Source organism: Burkholderia sp. Bp9140 (assembly GCF_003853425.1).
In the GTDB taxonomy this organism is placed as follows: Bacteria; Pseudomonadota; Gammaproteobacteria; order Burkholderiales; family Burkholderiaceae; genus Burkholderia.
The window spans coordinates 176,726-197,511 of the sequence record NZ_QTPQ01000002.1; the positions used below are offsets into that span (position 1 = coordinate 176,726).

General features: G+C 68.4%; 20 protein-coding genes. 8 read left to right on the forward strand and 12 right to left on the reverse strand.

Annotated elements, in window-relative coordinates; all coding sequences use genetic code 11:
• Window positions 1–23: 23 nt before the first annotated feature.
• From DIE21_RS02415 to DIE21_RS02430, 4 genes are all read right to left on the reverse strand, one after another.
• Window positions 24–1,292, reverse strand: a complete 1,269-nt coding sequence (locus DIE21_RS02415) for an RNA polymerase sigma factor (RefSeq protein ID WP_124495673.1) — start codon at window positions 1,290–1,292, stop codon at window positions 24–26.
• Window positions 1,289–1,705, reverse strand: coding sequence for a VOC family protein (locus tag DIE21_RS02420; RefSeq protein ID WP_124495675.1), 417 nt, complete (start codon window positions 1,703–1,705; stop codon window positions 1,289–1,291). Before DIE21_RS02420 ends, DIE21_RS02415 begins: the two co-directional genes overlap by 4 nt.
• 38 nt (window positions 1,706–1,743) lie before the next feature.
• Window positions 1,744–2,166 carry a YciI family protein gene (locus DIE21_RS02425; RefSeq protein WP_124495677.1) on the reverse strand — a complete coding sequence of 141 codons (423 nt, stop codon included), beginning with the start codon at window positions 2,164–2,166 and terminating at the stop codon, window positions 1,744–1,746.
• A 125-nt stretch (window positions 2,167–2,291) separates the two neighbouring features.
• A complete protein-coding gene (locus tag DIE21_RS02430) occupies window positions 2,292–2,645 on the reverse strand; it encodes a YciI family protein (RefSeq protein WP_124495679.1) in 354 nt (117 codons plus the stop codon).
• Between the two features lie 207 nt (window positions 2,646–2,852).
• Here DIE21_RS02430 and DIE21_RS02435 point away from each other — a divergent pair, with 207 nt between their 5' ends.
• The 4 genes from DIE21_RS02435 (at window position 2,853) to DIE21_RS02450 (ending at window position 7,302) form a co-directional block, all read left to right on the forward strand.
• Window positions 2,853–4,655 (forward strand): ExeM/NucH family extracellular endonuclease, encoded by a 1,803-nt coding sequence (locus DIE21_RS02435; RefSeq protein WP_124495681.1) that lies wholly within the window; start codon window positions 2,853–2,855, stop codon window positions 4,653–4,655.
• Window positions 4,656–4,983: 328 nt separating this feature from the next.
• The gene (locus DIE21_RS02440) at window positions 4,984–5,370 is read left to right on the forward strand and encodes a YqjD family protein (protein ID WP_124495683.1); all 387 of its coding nucleotides are present in this window, start codon (window positions 4,984–4,986) and stop codon (window positions 5,368–5,370) included.
• A gap of 64 nt (window positions 5,371–5,434) precedes the next feature.
• Window positions 5,435–6,019, forward strand: a complete 585-nt coding sequence (locus tag DIE21_RS02445; RefSeq protein WP_124495685.1) for a YSC84-related protein — start codon at window positions 5,435–5,437, stop codon at window positions 6,017–6,019.
• A 230-nt stretch (window positions 6,020–6,249) separates the two neighbouring features.
• A complete protein-coding gene (locus tag DIE21_RS02450; RefSeq protein WP_124495687.1) occupies window positions 6,250–7,302 on the forward strand; it encodes an AI-2E family transporter in 1,053 nt (350 codons plus the stop codon).
• A 9-nt stretch (window positions 7,303–7,311) separates the two neighbouring features.
• Here the strand turns inward: DIE21_RS02450 and DIE21_RS02455 are convergent, their stop codons facing one another.
• The 6 genes from DIE21_RS02455 to DIE21_RS02485 form a co-directional block, all read right to left on the reverse strand.
• The gene (locus DIE21_RS02455) at window positions 7,312–7,815 is read right to left on the reverse strand and encodes a thioesterase (RefSeq protein ID WP_124495689.1); all 504 of its coding nucleotides are present in this window, start codon (window positions 7,813–7,815) and stop codon (window positions 7,312–7,314) included.
• A gap of 165 nt (window positions 7,816–7,980) precedes the next feature.
• On the reverse strand, window positions 7,981–8,997 hold the full coding sequence (locus tag DIE21_RS02460; protein ID WP_124495691.1) for an NADP-dependent oxidoreductase: 1,017 nt from the start codon (window positions 8,995–8,997) through the stop codon (window positions 7,981–7,983).
• 34 nt (window positions 8,998–9,031) lie between these two features.
• Window positions 9,032–9,820 (reverse strand): SDR family oxidoreductase, encoded by a 789-nt coding sequence (locus DIE21_RS02465; protein WP_124495693.1) that lies wholly within the window; start codon window positions 9,818–9,820, stop codon window positions 9,032–9,034.
• A 424-nt stretch (window positions 9,821–10,244) separates the two neighbouring features.
• Window positions 10,245–10,832, reverse strand: coding sequence for a phosphatase PAP2 family protein (locus DIE21_RS02475; RefSeq protein WP_124495697.1), 588 nt, complete (start codon window positions 10,830–10,832; stop codon window positions 10,245–10,247).
• A gap of 81 nt (window positions 10,833–10,913) precedes the next feature.
• Window positions 10,914–12,230 carry an Nramp family divalent metal transporter gene (locus tag DIE21_RS02480; RefSeq protein ID WP_124495699.1) on the reverse strand — a complete coding sequence of 439 codons (1,317 nt, stop codon included), beginning with the start codon at window positions 12,228–12,230 and terminating at the stop codon, window positions 10,914–10,916.
• The gene (locus DIE21_RS02485; RefSeq protein ID WP_124495701.1) at window positions 12,179–13,240 is read right to left on the reverse strand and encodes a helix-turn-helix domain-containing protein; all 1,062 of its coding nucleotides are present in this window, start codon (window positions 13,238–13,240) and stop codon (window positions 12,179–12,181) included. The genes DIE21_RS02480 and DIE21_RS02485 overlap by 52 nt, the downstream gene beginning before the upstream one ends.
• Before the next feature lie 439 nt (window positions 13,241–13,679).
• Between DIE21_RS02485 and DIE21_RS02490 the strand changes: the two genes are divergently transcribed.
• Together DIE21_RS02490 and DIE21_RS02495 are read left to right on the forward strand one after the other, a co-directional pair.
• Window positions 13,680–14,600: a LysR family transcriptional regulator gene (locus DIE21_RS02490; protein ID WP_124495703.1), complete on the forward strand. Its 921-nt coding sequence runs from the start codon at window positions 13,680–13,682 to the stop codon at window positions 14,598–14,600.
• 117 nt (window positions 14,601–14,717) lie between these two features.
• Window positions 14,718–15,119, forward strand: coding sequence for an OsmC family protein (locus tag DIE21_RS02495; protein ID WP_059466564.1), 402 nt, complete (start codon window positions 14,718–14,720; stop codon window positions 15,117–15,119).
• A 139-nt stretch (window positions 15,120–15,258) separates the two neighbouring features.
• Here DIE21_RS02495 and DIE21_RS02500 read toward each other — a convergent pair whose 3' ends face one another.
• Entirely contained in the window at window positions 15,259–16,140 is an 882-nt protein-coding gene (locus DIE21_RS02500; RefSeq protein ID WP_124495705.1) for a Dyp-type peroxidase, read from the reverse strand.
• A gap of 486 nt (window positions 16,141–16,626) precedes the next feature.
• Between DIE21_RS02500 and DIE21_RS02510 the strand changes: the two genes are divergently transcribed.
• Window positions 16,627–18,489 (forward strand): ABC transporter ATP-binding protein, encoded by a 1,863-nt coding sequence (locus DIE21_RS02510; protein ID WP_124495707.1) that lies wholly within the window; start codon window positions 16,627–16,629, stop codon window positions 18,487–18,489.
• A gap of 207 nt (window positions 18,490–18,696) precedes the next feature.
• Window positions 18,697–19,410, forward strand: a complete 714-nt coding sequence (locus tag DIE21_RS02515; protein WP_124495709.1) for a riboflavin synthase subunit alpha — start codon at window positions 18,697–18,699, stop codon at window positions 19,408–19,410.
• Between the two features lie 86 nt (window positions 19,411–19,496).
• On the opposite strand, the gene DIE21_RS02520 is transcribed toward DIE21_RS02515, so the two are convergent.
• On the reverse strand, window positions 19,497–20,738 hold the full coding sequence (locus tag DIE21_RS02520; protein WP_124495710.1) for a voltage-gated chloride channel family protein: 1,242 nt from the start codon (window positions 20,736–20,738) through the stop codon (window positions 19,497–19,499).
• Window positions 20,739–20,786: the final 48 nt, after the last annotated feature.

Genomic DNA, 20,786 nt, shown 5'->3' on the forward strand with positions numbered 1-20,786 from the left:
GCACCGGCGTCGCTTGTTACACGTCACGCGTCTGTCGCGCGCTTCAGCAGCAATTCCCTTTCGCGCTCGTTGCGGGTCAACTCCGCCGCGCGGCGGAATTCGGCCTTCGCCTCGTCGGCGCGGCCGAGCTTCGCGAGCAGGTCGCCGCGCACGCTCGGCAACCAGTGATAGCGCGCGAGCGCCGGATCGTCGCGCAGCACGTCGACGATCTCCAGCGCCGCGGCAGGCCCGAACGCCATCCCCACCGCCACCGCGCGGTTCAGCTCGACGACCGGCGACGGCGCGACTTCGGCGAGCGCGTCGTACAGCGCGACGATCTGCGCCCAGTCCGTTTCCGACGCCTGCCGCGCGCGTACATGGCACGCCGCCAGCGCGGCCTGCAGCGCATACGGGCCGCGCACGCCGCCAAGCTGCGTTGCCCGATCGAGCGCCGCGAGGCCGCGCCGGATCAGCAGCGGATCCCAGCGGCTGCGGTCCTGGTCGAGCAGCAGCACGGGGCGCCCCTGCGCATCGGTCCGCGCATGCATGCGCGACGCCTGCAGTTCCATCAGCGCGACGAGCCCGAGCACTTCGCTTTCGTCCGGCACGAGCCCGGCCAGCACGCGGCCGAGACGCAGCGCCTCGTCGCACAACGCCGGGCGCGTCCAGTCGTCGCCGGCGGTTGCCGCATGGCCTTCGTTGAACACCAGGTAGATCACCTCGAGCACCGACGCGAGCCGCGCGGGCCGCGCGCCGGCGGACGGCACCTCGAACGGCACGCGCGCCGCCGCAAGCGTGCGCTTCGCGCGCACGATGCGCTGCGCGATCGTCGGCTCGGGCGACAGGAACGCACGCGCGATCTCGCTCGTGGTCAGCCCGCCGAGCAGCCGCAACGTCAGCGCGACGCGCGCATCGGTCGACAGCACCGGATGGCACGACGTGAAGATCAGCCGCAGCAGGTCGTCGCCGATATCGTCGTCGCGCGCATCGGCGAGCACCTCCGCGATGTCGGGAACGACGTGCGCCTCGAGCGCGTCCATTTCATGCCCGAGCTGGTCGCGCTTCGCCGCGTGCAGCGACTCCTGCCTGACCCGGTCGAGCGCGCGCCGCTTCACGGCCGTCATCAGCCACGCAGCCGGGTTGTCGGGCACGCCGTCGACGGGCCAGTGCTCGAGCGCCGCGACGAGCGTGTCCTGCGCGAGTTCCTCGGCCACGCCGACGTCGCGCACCACGCGCGCGGCGCGGGCAATGATCTTCGGCGCCTCGATTCGCCAGACCGCTTCGATCGCACGGTGAGTCGCCTCACGCGTCACGACGCGTGCCCCTGCGCGGACGCGTCCTGCGCCACGTACATCAGCTCCCATGCGTGGCCGTCCGGATCGGCGAAGCTGTGGCCGTACATGCCCGGGTATTCCATCGGCGGACGCGGCGTGGTGCCGCCGGCCGCACGCGCCTTCGCGACGACTTCGTCGACTTCGGCAGGGCTTTCGCACGACAGGCACGACAACACCTGCACGTGCGTCGCCGGATCGACGATCGTCTTGTCGGTGAAGGTCTGGAAGAACGGCCGCACGAGCAGCATCGCGAAGATCGTGTCGCTGATCTTCAGGCAGGCGGCCTGATCGTTGGTATAGGCCGGCACGACCTCGAAGCCGAGCGCCTGGTAGAACGTCTTCGCGCGCGGCAGGTCGGCTACGGGCAGGTTGATGAAAACCATCTTGTGCATGACGGATGCTCCCGGTGGGGTTGGATTCAGGCGGGCATTCAGGCGGCGTTGTTGCGCCCGACGTGGAGTTCGCGGAACCGTTCGACCGCGTCGCTGGGCGTGAGGTCGTCGAGCTCGAACAGCGGCCGCACCTCGATCTCGCAGTCCATCTCCGCGCCGAACGGCGCGGGGAACCGGCGCGTCCATTCGAGCGCCTCGTCGCGCGAGCGCACCTGGATCAGCGTATAGCCGGCGATCAGTTCCTTCGTCTCCGCGAACGGGCCGTCGACCACCGTGCCCTTGCCGCCGGTGTACCGCACGCGCCAGCCGCGCGCGCTCGGCCGCAGGCCGTTCGCATCGAGCAGCACGCCGGCCCTGGCCAGCTCCTCGTGATAGACCGTCATCGCCTCGACCAGCCGGTTGTCGGGCAAAGCGTCGGATTCGCTGACGGCATTCGCCCGGATCATGATCATGAATCGCATCGTTCACTCCTTGTCGTCGGTGAAAAGGGGCGCCCGTTCATCCGCGCCTTATCCGGACGACGGGCGGCAGGCTGCCGGATCGACGTGCCGCGCGATGAATCAGGGTAAATACCAGGGTGCCGCCGTCACTGGAAGCACGGGCCGACCGCCCGCACTTCGACCGTGCACCATTGCGCAGCCGGGCACTGGCGCGCGATCTCGATCGCTTCGTCGCGCGTGGCGACGTCGACGATGAAGAAGCCACCGACCATTTCCTTCGCCTCGGCGAACGGGCCGTCGACGAGGCGCGTCTCCCCGTCGCGCACCTGCACGCGCGTCGCGCGTTCCGAGCGCTCCAGCGACTCGACGCCGCGCAGCACGCCGCGCGCCTTCAGCGTCTCGGCGAAATCGACCATCCGTGCATAAAGCGCCTGCCCGTCTTCGAGCGTGCGTTCGGCGCGCTGGCCGGTCGGTTCGACAATCAACAGCATGTAGGACATGGAGATCTCCTGTAGGGGCCGTGCACGCAAGCATTCGAATCGCGGGCCGGAATGACACGTCAGGTGCGAAGCGTAACAGCCCCGGCCGGCCCTGCCGTCATCGTTGGCCGTTCGGCACTGGCCTGATGGCCATTTTGGTCGCCGCACGCGATTTTGCCGTCAAGATGCTTTCCCGAACCTTCGAATTCTCTTCCTGTGGACCGCTCCATGTCACGCCTGCTGCCGCCGCTCGCGCTTGCCGCCTCGCTCGCCCTTTCCGCCGCGCCCGCCGCCGCCGCGCTGCCGGTCAGCGCGGGCTGCGGCGGCGCCGCCACGCCGATCGCCGACATCCGGCACCCCGGCGGCCGGTCGCCGCTGGCCGGGCACACCACGTCGATCGAAGCAGTCGTCACCGCGGCATTCGGCGGCACCGACGGCTTCGGCGGTTTCTTCGTCCAGCAGGCGGACGCGCAGCGACGGCACCGGCCGGGCGTCCCGGAAGGCCTGTTCGTCCATGCGCCGAATGCGCGCGCCCGCCCGGGCGAGCGCGTGCACATCACCGGCAGGATCGAGCAGAAGTACGGCCGGACGCAGCTCGCGCTGTCGGGCCACGTGGCCGTCTGCGCGCGCGGACAGACCGTCACGCCGGCAACGCTGATGCTGCCGGTCGACAGCGAGTCCGTATTCGCCGCGCATGAAGGCATGCGGGTGCGCTTTCCACAAACGCTGACGGTCAGCGATACCTACGCGCTCGGCCGCTACGGCAGCATCGTGCTCAGCCATGGCCGCCTGTACATGCCGACTCACGTGGTGCCGCCGGCCGAAGCCGCCGCGCAGGCGGCGGCCAATGCCCGCAACCGCATCGTGCTCGACGACGGTTCGCCCCGCGTGAACCCCGCAACCGCCCGCTATCCGCCGCCTGCGCTGAGCGCCGCCAACACGCTGCGTGCGGGCTACACGGTGCGCGGCATCGAAGGCGTGCTCGAAAAGCGCTACGGCACGTGGCGACTGCAGCCCGTACCGTCCGCGGTGCCGGTCTTCGACGCGGCGTCGAATCCGCGAACCGATGCGCCGGCACGGCATCCGCAAGCCGACGTGCGGGTCGCGTCGTTCAACGTATTCAACTACTTCAACGGCGACGGCACGGGCAGCGGCTTCGACGATCCGGCCAACCGCGGCGCGAAGACACCCGCCGCCTTCGCGCGGCAGGAAGCGAAGATCGTGGCCGCGCTGCGTGCGTTGCGCGCCGACGTGATCGGCCTGATGGAAATCGCGAACAACGGCCACGGCCCCGCGAGCGCCGTGCAGCGGCTCGCGGCCCGGCTCGGCGGCGGCTGGCGCGTGGTCGACCCCGGCACCGCACGGCTCGGCCGCGATGCGATCGCGGTCGCGCTGCTGTATGACAGCCGGACGATCGAGCCCGTCGGGCGTGCCGCGACCGTCGTGCTCGGCGGCCGGAATCGCCCGCCGCTCGCGCAGACGTTCCGTCGCATGGGCGGCACCCGCGCGTTCACGGTCGCGGTCAACCACCTGAAGTCGAAGAACTGTCCGCACGCCACCGGCCCGGATCTCGACCAGTCGGACGGCCAGGGCTGCTGGAATGCGACGCGCACGCGGGCGGCCGAACGCGTCGCGGCCTGGCTCGCCACGTCGCCGACCGGTGCCGCAGCCGACGGCGTGCTGCTGATCGGCGACCTGAACAGCTACGCGAAGGAAGACCCGCTGCGCACGCTCGAATCGCGCGGCTACACCAACCTCGTCGCCCGCTTCGTCGGCAATGCCGGCTACAGCTACGTATTTCGCGGCGAAGCAGGCAACCTCGACCACGCACTCGCCACGTCGCCGCTCGCCGCCCGTGTGAAGGCCGTGCATGCCTGGCACATCAACGCCGATGAGCCGATTGCACTGCAATCCGTGCCTGATTACAAAACCCCGGTGCAACAGGCTGCCTATTACGCACCTGATGCATACCGTTCGTCGGATCACGATCCCGTCGTCATCGACCTTGCGCTGGAGGAAGGCACCACCTGACCGGCCGCGGGCACAAACCCTGCTCGATGAAGAAATGGCGATGAGTGCAATTGCATCAACACGACGCGTGCAACGGCACTAATTACCTGACACGCCGGGCGGTGCCATATTTACCGGGCTTTCACGTCGTGCAGTGGCCTCGCCTCGCTCGATCGCGAAATTTTTTCAACCGTCGCCCCGCCCCATCGCGCGGGGCTTCCCGGGAAACTTGCCGACGAATTGAAAATTTGTCTCGAAACTCAATTGGCTGATGTGAATCACACTGGTTGCTGGGATTCGTCTTATCTTCAAATGGGTCTGCAAATCAAATCGAAGGAGGATAAACACCATGGCGCTCACCGACTCGATCGAACACAAGCTGGACCGCGGCCTGTCCGACATCCGTCGCACCGGCCGGCGCGTGGGCCGCACGGCGCGCTCGGCCGCCCGCGATCTGCACGCGGACGTGACCGACGATCTGCGCGGGCTGGTCGATGAACTGGAAGACCTGCTGAAGAGCGACGGCGACGGCGATATCGCCGCGCTGCGCAAGCGCGTGCAGTCACGGCTCGATGAAGCGCGCAGCGCACTCGACTACGCGTCGGGCAGCGCGGCCGCCCGGCTGCGCGATTCGGCCGAGCGCGTGTCGCAAGCCGTGCACGACAACCCGTGGCAGACGGCGGGCGTCGTTGCGGGCCTGGCATTCGTCGCAGGCCTGCTGCTCGCCCGCCGTTGAACAGGGCCGGCCGCCCCGCTGCCCGCCCCGCCCGTCCTCAACCCGACAACGAAGGAGCATCGCCATGCAGAAATCCCTCGGCATGAAAGCCGCCGCCGCCGTCATGCTCGGCAGTCTCGCGCTCGCCGGTTGCACCACCACGCCTGACAAACCCGAGAGTGCATCAGCCAGCGCGTCGAAACGCGAGTCGATCGACGCGAGCGTGAACGCGACGCTGTCGCGCCTGTATTCGACGGTACCGGGCTCGCGTGAGCTCGTCGCGAAGTCGCGCGGCGTGCTGGTGTTTCCGAACGTGCTGCAGGCCGGCCTCATCGTCGGCGGCCAGTCCGGCAACGGCGCACTGCGCGTCGGCGGCAGCACCGTCGGCTACTACAACACGTCGTCGCTGTCGGTCGGCCTGCAGGCCGGCGCGCAATCGAAGGCGATCGTGTTCCTGTTCATGACGCAGGATGCGCTCGACTCGTTCCGCAAGTCCGAAGGCTGGTCGGCCGGCGCCGACGCTTCCGTCGCGGTCGTGAAGGTCGGCGCGAACGGCGTGGTCGACTCCAACACGGCCACCGCACCGGTCGAGGTGCTGGTGCTGACCAACGCGGGCCTGATGGGCGACCTGTCGGTGAACGGCACCAAGGTCACCCGGCTCCACATCTGACGCTCCGGCGCGGCTCCGCCGCGTCCGCTTCCCCCGCAACGCCGCGGCCCGGCCGCGGCGTTTTCGCGTGCGCCGCGCGCAGCGGCTATGATGGCGACACCTTTGCGGGCATACTGCCGATCGGGCCGCCCTGCCGCGCGCTGCGCCGCGAACCCTTGACGTTCGCGAGCCGATCGCGCCCGAGGCAACGAGATTCAATCAAACCAGGCATCAATCTGCGCGAACCATCCATGGATAGCGGACACGATCACCAAAAATTCTTTTACTTCCTGCTGTTCGCGGTCACCGTCGGACTGTGCTGGATACTCGCGCCGTTCTCCGGCGCCGTCTTCTGGGGCACCATTCTCGCGATCCTGTTCCAGCCGGTGCAGCGCTGGCTCGCCGCGCGCTTCGGCAAGCGGCGCAATCTCGCCGCGCTCGTGACGATGTCGCTGATCGTCCTGATCGTGATCCTGCCGCTCGTGTTCGTCGCGGCGACGCTGGTGCAGGAAATCGCGTATGTGTACCAGGAACTGAAGAGCGCGCAGCCGAATTATTCGCAGTACTTCCATGACATCATTCATGCGCTGCCGACGTCGATCCAGAACCTGCTGCAGAAATACGGGTTGACCAACATCCCCGGCATCCAGAAGAAGCTGACCGACGGCGCCGCGCAGATCAGCCAGTTCGCGGCGGCGCAGGCCCTCAACATCGGCCAGAACACGTTCCAGTTCATCGTCAGCTTCGGCGTGATGCTGTATATGGTGTTCTTCCTGCTGCGCGACGGCGGCGAAATCGGCCGCCGCGTGCGCCGTGCGATACCGCTCGACGAAGAGCACAAGAACCTGCTGCTCGCGAAGTTCACGACGGTCGTGCGCGCCACCGTGAAAGGCAACATCGCGGTCGCGCTCGTGCAGGGCGCGCTCGGCGGCCTTATCTTCTGGATCCTCGGGATCGAGGGCGTCGTGCTGTGGGGCGCGCTGATGGCGTTCCTGTCGCTGCTGCCGGCGATCGGCGCGAGCCTCGTATGGGTGCCCGCCGCGCTCTACTTCCTCGCGACCGGCGCGATCTGGAAATGCGTGATCCTCGTCGCGTTCTGCGTCGGCGTGATCGGCCTCGTCGACAACCTGCTGCGCCCGATCCTCGTCGGCAAGGACACGAAGATGCCCGACTGGGTCGTGCTGATCTCGACGCTTGGCGGGATGGCGCTGTTCGGGATCAACGGCTTCGTGATCGGGCCGCTCGTCGCCGCACTGTTCATGGCGAGCTGGGACATCTACGCGCGCGCCGAACAAGGGGAATGACGCAGCGCGTCACGGATGACGGACCTTGATCACGACGGGCGCCACGGCGCCCGTTTTCATGTCCGGCCCTGCTATCGTCATCACGCCGCCATACGGCCCGATGCGATGCGCGCGGCCCGATACGAGCGGCACGCTTCGATCGTCGCGTGCATCGCGCCACGTTGCGCGAACGTCCGCTCCCGCGGACTGCGCAAGCGGCCGGCCGTCCAGCCCCACGAGCGCCACCTGCGCGCCCGGCAAGCGCCGGCCGTGCGCATCGAACCGTAGCGTCGCTGCCGTCGCGCTGCCTGCCGCTTCAATCGACGGCGCCTCGAACGTCACGTCGTACAGATCGACGAGCGCACCGGCGAATCGCACGATGCCGTCCGCGTTCGCGTGCCCGGCCGCGCCGGCGCCCGACATCGCGCACGCGATGCCGATCCCCGTCGCGACGATCCGCAGCCTGTCGCACACGCGCCGCATCGTGCGATCGCGCACCACCGCCGATGCTGCCTGCGTTGCCTTCGTTCGCATGTTCCGCCTCCCTTCTCGCCGCGCAAACAAAAACGGCGGCGTGACGCGCATGTCACGCCGCCGTTTGCCTGCAGTTACTTTAAGGAGAGCAACCGGAACAATATATGGGACAAGTCCTAAATCGATGTCCGCCTCTTCGAACTCAACGCGTGCGCGCGCTGCCGCTCACGCGTCGGGATCGACACGCAGCACGAGCTTGCCGCGATGATCGCCGTCGAACAGGCGATTGAGCACGTCGGGGGCGTTTTCGAGCCCGTCGGCCACGGTTTCCTCGGCCTTGAGGTGGCCGTCGCGCAGCCATCCGGCGAGCGTCTGCACCGCTTCGCGGCTCTTGCGGTAGTCGAGGATCAGGAAGCCGCGCATCGTGATCCGCTTCGAGATCAGCACGCCGACATCGTCCGCCGCGCGGCCGCTGTTGTAGTTCGAGATCACGCCGCACAGCGCGACGCGCCCGCCGATCACCATCCGCGACAGCACCGCGCGCATCACCTCGCCGCCGACGTTCTCGAAGTTCACGTGCACGCCGTCCGGCGTCGCCGCCTTCAGCTGCTGACGGAAATCGTCGGCCTTGTAGTCGACGGCCGCGTCGAAGCCGAGCGTCTCGGTCAGGTAGCGGCATTTGTCCGCGCCGCCCGCGATGCCCACCACCCGCGCGCCGTGGATCTTGCCGATCTGGCCGGCGATCGAGCCCACCGACCCGGCCGCCGCCGACACGACGAGCGTCTCGCCCGGCTGCACCGGCGCGATGTCGGTCAGCCCGTAGTACGCGGTCAGCCCGCTCATCCCGCACGCGCCGAGCAGCGTCGGCAGCGGCAGGCCCGACTGCGCGGGCAGCTTCACGAGCTGCGCGGCCTGGTCGGCGGCGACGACCGCATGGTCCTGCCAGCCGACGAGCCCCTGCACGAGATCGCCTTGCGCGAAACCCGCATGGCGCGACGCGACCACGCGCCCGATGCCGAGCGCGCGCATCACCTCGCCGATCGCGACGGGCGGCAGGTATTGCGGCACGTCGCTCATCCACACGCGGTTGGTCGGATCCATCGACAGATACAGCACGCGCACGAGCACTTCGCCGTCGGCGAGCGCCGGCACCGGCGTTTCGACGAGCGAAAAGTGTTCGCGGCCGACCCGTCCTTCGGGGCGCGTCTTCAGCAACAGTTGGCGGTTCACGAGTGACGACACGATGTTCTCCTCCAGGTGTTGTTTTCGATGCGCGTCAGACCGCGCGCATGCCGCCGTCGATCACGAGTTCGGCGGCCGTCACGAAGCGGCTTTCGTCGGACGCCAGATAGACGGCCGCATGCGCGACGTCGTCCGGCTCGCCGAGCCGGCGCAGCGGAATGCCGCGCGCGAGCTTGCGCGTCGCATCGCGTTCGCCGAGCGACTGGAACAACGGCTCGACGATCCCCGTGCGAATGAACGCCGGGTGAATCGAGTTGCAGCGCACGTCGAGCTCGCGGCGCGCGCAATCGATCGCGACCGACTTCGTCAGCGACGCGACCGCGGCCTTCGACGCGTTGTACGCGGCGAAATCCGGCTCGACCTTGAACGCGGCCACCGACGAGATGTTGATGATCGACGCCGGACGGCTCGCGCCGAGGTACGGCAGCGCATGCTTGCAGCCGAGCACGATGCTCTCGACGTTGATCGCCATCACGCGCCGCCACTCGTCGATCTCGATCTGCGCGGGCGCGCCGATCGACCCGACGCCCGCGTTGTTGACGAGCACCGACAAGCCGCCCATCGCTTCGTTCGCCTGCGCGAGCAGCGCCTGCCAGCGCGCCTCGTCGCGCACGTCCTGCGTGGCCGCGAACGCGACCGGCGCCGCGTGCCCCGCATTGAGTTCGTGCGCGAAGGTGCCGAGCACCGCCGCGTCGGCGATGTCGGTCAGGAACACGCGCGCGCCTTGCTCGACCATCCGGCGCGCGATCGCGCGGCCGAGGCCGCCGGCGGCGCCCGTGATGTACGCGCACTTGCCTGCGAGGCGCGAGGAAATGACTGTCATGGGACCTGCTCCTGTCGTGAATCGTCATGGCGGACCGGTGCCGCGACGACGGTTGCCGTGCGCCGGCCGACGGCCGCGCGGTTTGCGCGAGTATAGCGAGCCGGCCGCACCGTGCCGGACAAACCGGGTATGCGACCGCTGCCGCCCCCGATCGAACGAACGCCAGCGTACGCGATTGCCGCCAATCGATGAAATGAATATTCGTAATGCCCGGTCATAGGCGTGGCTCATGACCTTCGCGTCCGCGGCCGGCGGGATGGAACGATATGGCGCGGCCGATCACCGCGGATTTCGGTTCAATGAAGACCAGGCGCCGGCTTTTGCCAATGACAGGGAACGAATGGAACGAGGAATCCGGCACGGGCAGCCGCCGCGGCGGCGACGCTCCGGCACCCGGGCGGCGACGCGCCGGAATCGACAGCCGTCAGAACCCGTCGCCGGACGCGCGCATGAACGCGCAGAACTGCGGGGAATGCGTATCGATCATCTGCTGGAACGGCGCGCGATGACCGTACGCGATACCGGACACGAGGAGCAGGCAGACGGCCGCGATGCGCGGCGAGAACGAGCGCTTGTGCGCGTGGCCATAGGCGCGCAGGAACATCAGCGCGACCAGCGCACCGAGCAGCCAGCCGACGACGACTTCGGGAATCGTGTGCGAATGGTCGAACACGCGCGCGACGGCCGTCACCGCGCCGACGGCGAGACCGGCCGCCACGCCCGGCGCCTTGCCCGGACGGAACGCCTGCCACAGCATCGACAGCGTGACGGTCCATACGGACGTCGACAGCATCGCATGACCGCTGATCACGCGGAAATCGAACTGCGGGATCTCGACACCGCAACCCGCATAGAGGATCTTGGTGGCCCCGACCAGGCTCATGCCGGCCGCGAGCAGCACGATCCAGCGCACCGCGAGCCGCCAGTTGGACAGCGCGAGCCAGACTGCGCAGGTCAGCGCAACCGGCAGGGTCAGCGCGGCGTCGCCGAGGTTGCTGATTTCACTCCACATAACGAACGTCGGACGGCTAGCGAAAGGCGGAAGTTTAACGCAAGCGCGCCGCGCGCCTGTTTCAGCCTGTGACAGGCTGTATCAGCCCGCGACACCGGTGATCAACAGCAGGTTCGTGCCGGTGATGACGACGAACAGCGCCCATGCGGCGACCTGCATCTTGCGGCCGATCGCATGCTCGCCCATCGTGTTGCGATCGCTGACCGACCGGATCAGCGGCCACATCGCGAACGGCAGTTGCAGGCTCAACAGCACCTGGCTCCAGACGAGCAGTTGGCCGACCGAATTTTCGCCGAGCCACAGCACGCCGATCAGCGCGGGCACCAGCGCGAGCCCGCGCGTGATCAGCCGGCGCTGGTAGCACGGGATCTTCGTATGCAGGAAGCCGTCCATGATTACCTGGCCCGCGATCGTGCCGGTCAGCGTCGAGCTCTGCCCGGACGCGAGCAGCGCGATGCCGAACAGCAGCGCGGCCGCGCCGCCCGCGATCGGCGTGATCAGCCGGTACGCCTGTTCGATGTCGGTGACGCCGTGCTGGCCGGTCGCATGGAACGCCGCGCCTGCAACGACCAGGATCGCCGCATTGACGAGCATCGCGACGAACAGCGACACGCAGGTATCGATCCGCACCAGCGCGAGCGTGTCGCGGACCAGGCCGCGCGCGCCGCCGACGACACGGCGCGTCTGCACGACCGACGAATGCAGATACAGGTTGTGCGGCATGATCGTCGCGCCGACGATGCCGAGCGCGAGCACGATCGCGTCATTGCGGTCGTGGCCGGGGTCGCCCGGCACGAGCCCCTTCGCGACCGCATGCCAGTCGGGCGGCGTGATCGCGACCTGCGCGACGAAGCAGAACGCCATCGTCGCGATCAGCCCGAGCACGATCGCCTCGATCTGCCGGACGCCCTTGCCCTGCAGCCCGAGGACGATCACCGTGTCGAACGCGGTCAGCACGATCCCCCACGCGAGCGGCACGCCGAGCAGCAGCTTGAACGCGAGCGCGCAGCCGAGCACTTCGGCGATGTCGCACGCGATGATCGACACCTCGGCGGTCACCCACTGCACGACGCGGCCGAAGCGGCCATAACGGTCGTAGCTGGCCTGCGCGAGATCCTTGCCCGCGACGAGGCCGAGCCGCGCTGCGAGCATCTGCAGGAAGATCGCGGCGAGGCTCGAGAACGCGACGACCCACAGCAGCGAATAGCCGAATTGCGAGCCGGCCTGGAGGTCGGTGGCCCAGTTGCCGGGATCCATATAGCCGATCGCGACCAGCAGGCCCGGGCCGAAGAAGCGCTTGAGCTTCATCCAGCGCGATGCGCCGGCGTCGATCGTGATGCTGCCCTTTACTTCCGACGGGCAGAAGGGGGCGGTGGCGGTAGTGGGGAGCAGGGGCATGGAAAGCGGGGATCGTGATCGCGACACGGTGATTTTACGGTCATCCGCCCCGCTTTCTCCCGCGCGTCGGTGCGCGCCCCCCGGCTTGCCCGCTCGCCGCCGGCTTTCGCGGGCCTGGGCGCAGGCTGCGGGTCGGGCGCCCCGTCGCCGTTCGCCAGGATCCGCTCACGCTCGGCGACGCGAAACTCGGTCGGCGACACCAGGAGGCGCTGGCGAAACAGCTTCGCCAGACGCTCGCCGCTGCCGAAGCCCGTGCGCCGCGCGACCTTGTCGGCCGGCAGCGTCGTGTGGATCAGCATATGGCAGGCACGCTCGAGCCGCACGTGCTGCACGAACTCGGTCGGCGTCACGCCGACTTCCTTCTTGAAGCGCCGCAGGAAATTGCGCTCGCTCATCGAGGCCGTCCGCGCGACCTCCGCGATCGAAATGCGGTTCGCGCTCTGCGCGCGCAGGCGCTGCGCCGACATCCGGATCGACGGGCTCGCGCTCAGCTCGCGAAACGCCCACATCGACTGCGCGTAGCGTTGCTCCACCGGCCGCATCAGGTTGCTGGCGATCTCCTGCGCGGCGCTGTCGCCGAGATCGGCGCGGAACATGTCGAGCACGGCCGCGAACACGTCGGCCTCGCCGGCCTGCAGTTCGATCGTTGCCGCCGCACGGCGGGCGCGCTCCGTTCGCGGGTGCCCGGCATCCGTCTGCCGCTGCGACGCCGCGAGCGTCGGCAGGTCCATCGCATCGACGATCCACCGCGCATGCCGGCGAATGTCGGTCAGGCGCCGCCGCAACGCATCGCTCCAGTTGACCGACGCGCGGTCACCGTGAAGATGAAAGAACGCGAGCGCACGATGGCCGTGCTCGTCGCCGAGCGCCTCGGCGGCAATCCTCACGCCGGACGACGACTGCAGCAATCCCCCGCTTTCGGATACGTACTTCAGCTGGTAATCGGCACTGAACGCGTGCAGGCGATTCGCCAGGTTGAAGGCCTCGCCGAGACGCGCGGCCTGGGCCAAAGAAAACCCCGTACTCAAATAGACAACGACCCACCTCTGATCTGCTGCTTCCACTGGCCAAGCCCCCGGACTGTTTCGACTTCTTCTAATACCGTCGAACTGTCAGGCTTATATTTGGTTTGAACACGTGCGACAGGACGGCTATCTCGAAATGTGAAGCGACGGCATCTTAGCCGAACGGGTTCTGTCTTTGGCGAGAAATGGCTGACAGTGACAGCATGATGGCGGATTACTACAGGCTGTCACCGGCCGATCGCATGCCGTGCCGAAACGCGCCTTCAACGTGCGGGCCCGCACCGCGCGCGGCATGCCCGATACTCGCGAGGTTCGCGGCAACACCGGCGGCAACACCGCTGCGAACGCACGAACGCACGCCCGGCGTTCCGTCGTCCGCCCATCCATTAGAATCGCTCCACCGCCCACCACGCCGACTTCGTCCGTGCCCGCCGATCATCGTCTCGACCTGAACCTGTTCCGCGTGCTCGACGCCGTCTACGTGCACGGCGGCATCGGCGCGGCCGCCCGCGCGCTGCACCTGACGCAGCCGGCCGTCACGCATGCGCTCAACCGGCTGCGCGCGCATTTCGACGATCCGCTGTTCGTCCGCCAGGGCAACCGCGTCGTGCCGACCGAGCGCACGCGCGCGATCATCGCGGACGTGCAGCTTCACCTCGCCGGCCTGCAGCGCACCGCGCGCGACCCGTCGGCATTCGACCCGGCGACGCTCGACCTGAGCGTCGCGGTCGGCATTCGCGACGTGCTCGAATCGATCGCGCTGCCGCAGATCGTCGCCGCGTTCGCCGACGAAGCGCCGGGGCTGCGATTCGTGAGCCGCCGCGTCGCGGTGCACGACATCGAACGCGAACTCGCGTCGGGCAATCTCGATCTCGCCGTCGATCGACGCGTGCAAACCGGCCCGCGCATCGCGACCGAACACCTGCTCGACGATTCGCTCGTCATCGCGATGCGGCGCGATCATCCGCTGACGAGCGGTCCGCTGCGGCGCGGCGACTACTTCGCCGCGCGGCATATCGCGGTGTCGTCGCTCGGCGAACCGCAATCGCTCGACGTGCTGCTCGGCAACGACGGGCGCTTGCGGCACATCCAGCTCGTGTGCCAGCATTACTTCGCCGCCTGCCAGATCGCGGCGGCGGGCGACCTGCTGCTGACGCTGCCGCGCACGTATGCGCTGCGCATGGCGGCGTTGCTGCCGGTCGTCGTGCAGCCACTGCCGTTGCGGCTCAAGCCGTTTCCGCTGCTCGCGTACTGGCACGAATCGCGCGAGACCGACCGAGCGCACCAGTGGGTACGCGAACGCGTCGCCACGCTCGTGCGCCGGGCTGCCGGCGTCGCCGGCTGATCCCGTCGAGCCGCGTCGACGCTCACGGCGCCCGCGGTTTCCGCCAGGACGGTATGCTGGCGGCTCGCACGCCGCGCATCGTCGCGCCCCCTCTTTCCCGCTTACCGGAGACTTGCCATGCCGCTCATCCACGCTGCCGCCACCCTCGCCGCCGACGCGCCCGACTACGTCGTCCAGCTGCAGGCCGGCACGCACGCGCTGACCGGCGACGAAGCGCCGCGCGAAGGCGGCCAGGGCCTCGGGCCGGCGCCGTTCGAGTTCGTGCTGGCCGGCCTCGCGCAATGCACGGCCGCGACGCTGCGCATGTATATGCAGCGCAAGACGTGGCCGGCTGTGCGCATCGACGTGCGCACCGAACTGCATGCCGATCGCGAAGGTCAGCAATACGTGCGCCGCGTCGTCACGCTCGATGGTCCGCTCGACGACGCGCAGCGCCAGCGTCTCGCGGAAATCTGCGAGAAGACGCCGGTGACGCTGTTCATCAAGCGCGGCACGCGCATCGAAACGACGCTGAACTGACGCGCGACGTGCCGGGCGCGCGGGGCCGGGCGAGAAACGCACCGCGCCGCACCGCGCCGCACGCAATCGACGCGCGACAAGCAAAACGGGCGGGCCGCGCACGATGCGCGGCCCGCCCGTTTGCCGAGGTCGCAGGCGCTTACAGTCCGAGCGCGGACAGGTCCAGCTTGCCGTCCTTCACCGGCGGACACCAGAAATACGCGCCCGTCAGCGGCCGCGTGAAGCGGAACAGGCCGTCGACGATGCCGTCGTCCGCGCCGCTCATCCGGCGCATCTGCACGTCGAACGCGCGGAACGAACCACCGAACGCGACGAAGTAGAGCCCCGCGCGGCGCGCATCGGACCACGGCGACGAACGGCGCAGCATGAATGCCTCCGGCTCGAAGCTCTCCTGCGCGGTGCGCTTCACGTGCGCGGACTCGGGTGCGTCATCGAGTTCCTCGTTGTCCGAGCGGCGGCGGCCGATGATGTGATCCATGTCGCCCGACGCAATGCGCTCCATCTGGTCGAAGTCGTGCAGCCATTGCTGAACCGCGACGAAGCTCGAACCGTCGAGCCCCGCGCCCTGCCCCGTGACGATCGCCGCGGCCAGCGCGTCGTCGCCGGTCGGGTTCTCGGTGCCGTCCTCGTAACCCGACAGGTCGCGATCGCTCGAATAGCGGAACCCGTCGACCGCGTCCTGCAGCGCGAATGCCGGCGCGAGCGCCCGCTCGATCGCCCGCGCGCGCAGCACGAGATCGCCGCGATCGTCGCCGCGCAGCCAGATCCAGACGTCGGCCGGCGTGATCGGCAGCGTGCGGTCGTTCACGGCGAACGCCGGATATTCGGCGAGGCCCGGGACCGGGTGCCCGAGGTGCGCGGCCAGCGCCTGTCCGAAGCCGGCGACCGTGTCGCGCCCATCGACGAGCTCGCGCAATGCCGTCAGCGCCGCCGCGACATTGCCGTTGTTCGAAATCGTGAAAGTGAGGTATCGGGCCGCCGTGTCGATCGGAGCCAGGATGCCTTGCTGAACGTCGCTCATCGTTTCCTCAGGAATGTATCGTGGTGAATCCGCGGGGCCGCAGCGGCCGGCGCGCAACCGCAGAGTGTAATCGATGCACGGCGCCGCCTCGTGCGGCACCGCACCGCGAGACGTGCACGAAAGAAGGGCCGGAATCCCGAATACTAACCGCATCGACGCTGCAACGCCGCATTCGTCAGACATTGCGGCGGGTCCGGCACTGCTGATAAAATCCCTTCACGTCTTTTCGGCGTCCTTTCAACCGTTCACTTCAGGGAGGTGCAGATGTTCCGAATGCCAGCAACCTTCCCGAACGTGGTCCCACGACGCGGCTGACCCAGCCCGTCGTCCGCGCCAGCCCCCGGGTGCTCCGCTAACCCGCCAGCCCGCGCATTTTCCCGACAGCCCGTTTCGTTTCGCCCGCGTCGTCCGTGCGGCCCGGCTGTTGCGTTTTCGACGTTCTCCGAACCGGAAAGTCCCGTCGCGCGATGCGCCGGGCAACGATACATGACCCAAAAAACCACCCATTCGGGCGGCCAGGCATTCCAGGCCGTCTTCGGCTTCACGTTCCGCTACTGGCGCAGGCAGCCGGTGCGCATCGCGGCGATCGCGGCATTGGCGCTGCTCGGCGCGCTCGCCGACGTGCTCACGCCGCTGTTCGCCGGGCGCCTCGTCGATGCGCTGTCGGCCGGCCTGACCGACCGTGCCGCCGCGTGGCATGCGGCCGTCACCGCATTCGGCACGCTGGCCGCGCTCGGGATCGGCGCGACGCTGCTGCGGCAAGGCGTCTACCTGAACATCATCACGCTCACGCTGAAAATGATGAGCGAGATCGCCGCCGCGTCGTTCCATCGCGTGCAGCGCTTCTCGACCGACTGGCACGCGAACAGCTTCGCGGGGTCGACCGTGCGCAAGATCACGCGCGGGATCTGGGCGCTCGACCTGCTGAACGACACGGTGCTGATCGCGCTGCTGCCGTCGGTCACGATGCTCGTCGGCGCAACCGTGCTGCTCGGCACGCACTGGCCGGTGATGGGGCTCGTCGTCGGCGCGGGTTCGCTGCTGTACATCTCGGTGACGGTCGCCGTGTCGCTCGGCATCGTCGCGCCGGCCGCGCGGCTCGGCAACCTGTGGGACACGCGCATGGGCGGCGCACTCGCCGACGCCGTGAGCTGCAACGCGGTCGTCAAGGCGTTCGGCGCGGAAACGCGCGAGGAAGCGCGACTCGCGCGCGTGATCGGCAAGTGGCGTCAGCGCACGCGCCGCACGTGGGTGCGCGGCACGTTCAACGGCGGGCTGCAGGGTGCGATGCTCGTCGCGATGCAGGCGGCGATGATCGGCGTCGCGCTGCGGCTATGGGCGAACGACGAGGCGAGCGTCGGCGACATCGCGTTCTCGCTGACGATGTTCTTCATGCTGCAGGGCTACCTGCGCGACGTCGGCATGCACATCCGCAACCTGCAGCGCTCGGTCAACGACATGGAAGAACTCGTCGCGCTCGAGCGCCAGCCGCTCGGCATCGACGATCGTCCCGGCGCGCCGGCGATCCGGATCGGGCAAGGCGAGATCCGCTTCGAACACGTGACGTTCCGCTACGGCAATCATCCGGTGCCGCTGTATGACGACTTCTCGATGCGCATCGCACCCGGCGAGCGCGTGGGTCTCGTCGGTCATTCCGGGTCGGGCAAGACGACGTTCATCAAGCTGATCCAGCGCCTGTACGACGTGTCGGGCGGCCGCATCACCATCGACGGCCAGGACATCGCGCAGGTACGGCAGGATTCGCTGCGCAGCCAGATCGCGATCGTCCAGCAGGAGCCCGTGCTGTTCCATCGCACGCTCGCGGAGAACATCGCGTATGCGCGCCCCGGCGCGAGCCGCGCGGAGATCGAGCGCGCCGCGCGTCTGGCCAGCGCGCACGACTTCATCGTCGCGCTGCCGGACGGCTATGACACGCTCGTCGGCGAGCGCGGCATCAAGCTGTCGGGCGGCGAACGCCAGCGCGTCGCGATCGCGCGTGCGTTCCTCGCGGACGCGCCGATCCTGATCCTCGACGAAGCGACGTCGAGCCTCGACAGCGAAAGCGAGGTGCTGATCCAGCAGGCGATGGAGCGGCTGATGGTCGGCCGCACGACGCTCGTCGTCGCGCACCGGCTGTCGACGGTGCGCGCGCTCGACCGCCTGCTCGTGCTCGATCGCGGCAAGGTGATCGAGGAAGGCAGCCACGACGCGCTGATCCGCATCGACGGCGGGATCTATCGCCGGCTGTTCGAGCGGCAGGCGCTCGAGCTGGCGAAGGGCTTGATCGATTCGCCGCGGCGCATGGCGGATGGTGATGCCGGGCCGCTGGGGGAGCCGGCGGAGGCTTGAAGCAGGCAGGCCTGTGTGGCCCGATGGCGAGGTGGTTGCCGTCGGGTCACGTCCTTGATCGGGTTTGAATCGAGGCCGTGCCGGTGCACGACCTGTTTTCGTTACCGCGGCTTCGGTGGATGCCGCCGCGCCGCGACCCTGTTCGCGATGGGGGTTCCCCGGATCACTTATCATACCGGCCAGGCAATTCGCGACAAAAGGCAGATCATGTTTACAGGCATTGTTCAGGGCGTTGGCGTCATCAAGGCCATCAAGGATCACGGCGAACTGAGAACGTTCAGCATCGAATTCCCCGACCGGTTCACCGCCGACATCGAGATCGGCGCGAGCGTGTCGGTCGACGGCGTCTGCCTGACGGTGACGACCCTCCACTCCCCGGTGCTGGTCGACTTCGACGTGATGCTGCCGAGCCTGCGAATCACCACGCTGGCCGACCTGACGACCGGTGCGCGAGTCAACGTCGAGCGGGCCGCGAAGGACGGTGCGGAAATCGGCGGCCATCCGCTGTCCGGCCACGTCGACTTCATGGGGACCATCCTGCACGTCGCGACGTCCGAACACAACCGGATGATCCGCATCGGTGTGCCGGCCGACTTCAAACGCTATGTGTTCGGCAAGGGTTATATCGCGATCAACGGCTGCAGCCTCACCGTGTCGGACGTCAATCGCGACGAAGGCTGGTTCGAAGTCTGGCTGATTCCCGAAACGCGCCGCGCCACCACCTTCGATGCGAAGGGCGGCAACGACAAGGTCAATATCGAGATCGAGCGCAGCACCCAGGTCGTCGTGGATACGATCCGGGAGTCGGTCAAGGAAACGCTCGGGGAATTGACCGGCGTCGTGACGGCGTTGCTGGCGGAAAAGGGCATCGATATCGAGGAACTGCTCGCCCGCAACGTCGCGCGGCTGCCGAAGCAGTAACGGCCCCCCTGTTCCCGGTGATCGGCGGGATCACCGGGTATCGGTTCGGGTCGACACGCCCTGGCCGGCCGCCCCGCACGCCGACGTCACTCCGCCTCCACCTGCGCCCCCTTCCCCACCGCCACCCGCTGCGACCGATAAATCCCCGCGTGCCCTGAAAACAGATAGGCGACCACGCAGGCGACGATCGCATACACGCCGACATCCGCGCCGAACAGTTCGATCGCCATGATCGTCGACGCGATCGGCGTGTTGGCCGCACCCGCGAACACCGCGACGAAGCCGAGCCCCGCGAGCACCGGCACCGGCAGCGCAAGCACCTGGCCCAGCGCGTTGCCGAGCGTCGCACCGATGTAGAACAGCGGCGTCACTTCGCCGCCCTTGAATCCCGACGCGAGCGTGACGACGGTAAACGCGAACTTGCCCGCGAAATCGTAAGCCGGCAGCGGCCCGTGAAACGCGGCCTCGATCGTCGGAATCCCGAGACCGAGATACTGCGGCACGTTCAGCACGGTTGCCGCCACGGCCACCATCGCGCCACCGAGCACCGGCTGCAGCGGCGCATGGCGGACGACGCGCCGGAACCACGCGGTCAGCGCATGCGTCGCGAACGCGAACAGCCGGCCGACGACGCCGAACGCGACACCCGCGACGACCGTCGCGGCCAGCGCCGTCGCCGACACGACCGGCACGAACGGAATCGCATAAACGGTGTGATGCACGCCCCACGCACGGCACACGACATCCGCGACGATCGCCGACGCGACGCAGGTCAGCAGCGCGTCGTACCGCACGCGGCCGATCGCGAGCACCTCGAGCCCGAACACGGCGCCCGCGAGCGGCGTACCGAACACCGACGAGAACCCGGCCGCGATGCCGCCCATCAGCAGCACGCGCCGGTGCTCGCGATCGAGCCGGAACAGGTGCGTGACGCGATCGGCGAGCGCGCCGCCCATCTGCACGGCCGTCCCCTCGCGGCCGGCCGACCCGCCGAACAGGTGCGTGACGACGGTCGCGACGAGCACGAGCGGCGCCATCCGCTTCGGCACGAGCGCCTTCGGGTCGTGAATCTCGTCGATCAGCAGGTTGTTGCCGCGCGCGACCGACTGACCGAACCGGTGATAGACCCAGCCGGTCGCGAAGCCGGCGGCCGGCAGCCCCCACAGCAGCCACGGATGCGCGACGCGCGTGCCGGTCGCCCAGTCGAGCGCGATCAGGAACAGCGCGGACGCCGTGCCGGCCAGCGCGCCGAGCAAGGCCGAGAGCGCGAGCCAGCGGCATACGTAGCGCACGGTCGCGAAAAAATCGGCAGAAGTCGAGAAAAACATGATTTCCAGATTCGACGGGACATCAAAACCTGGGCGGCAGAATACCGC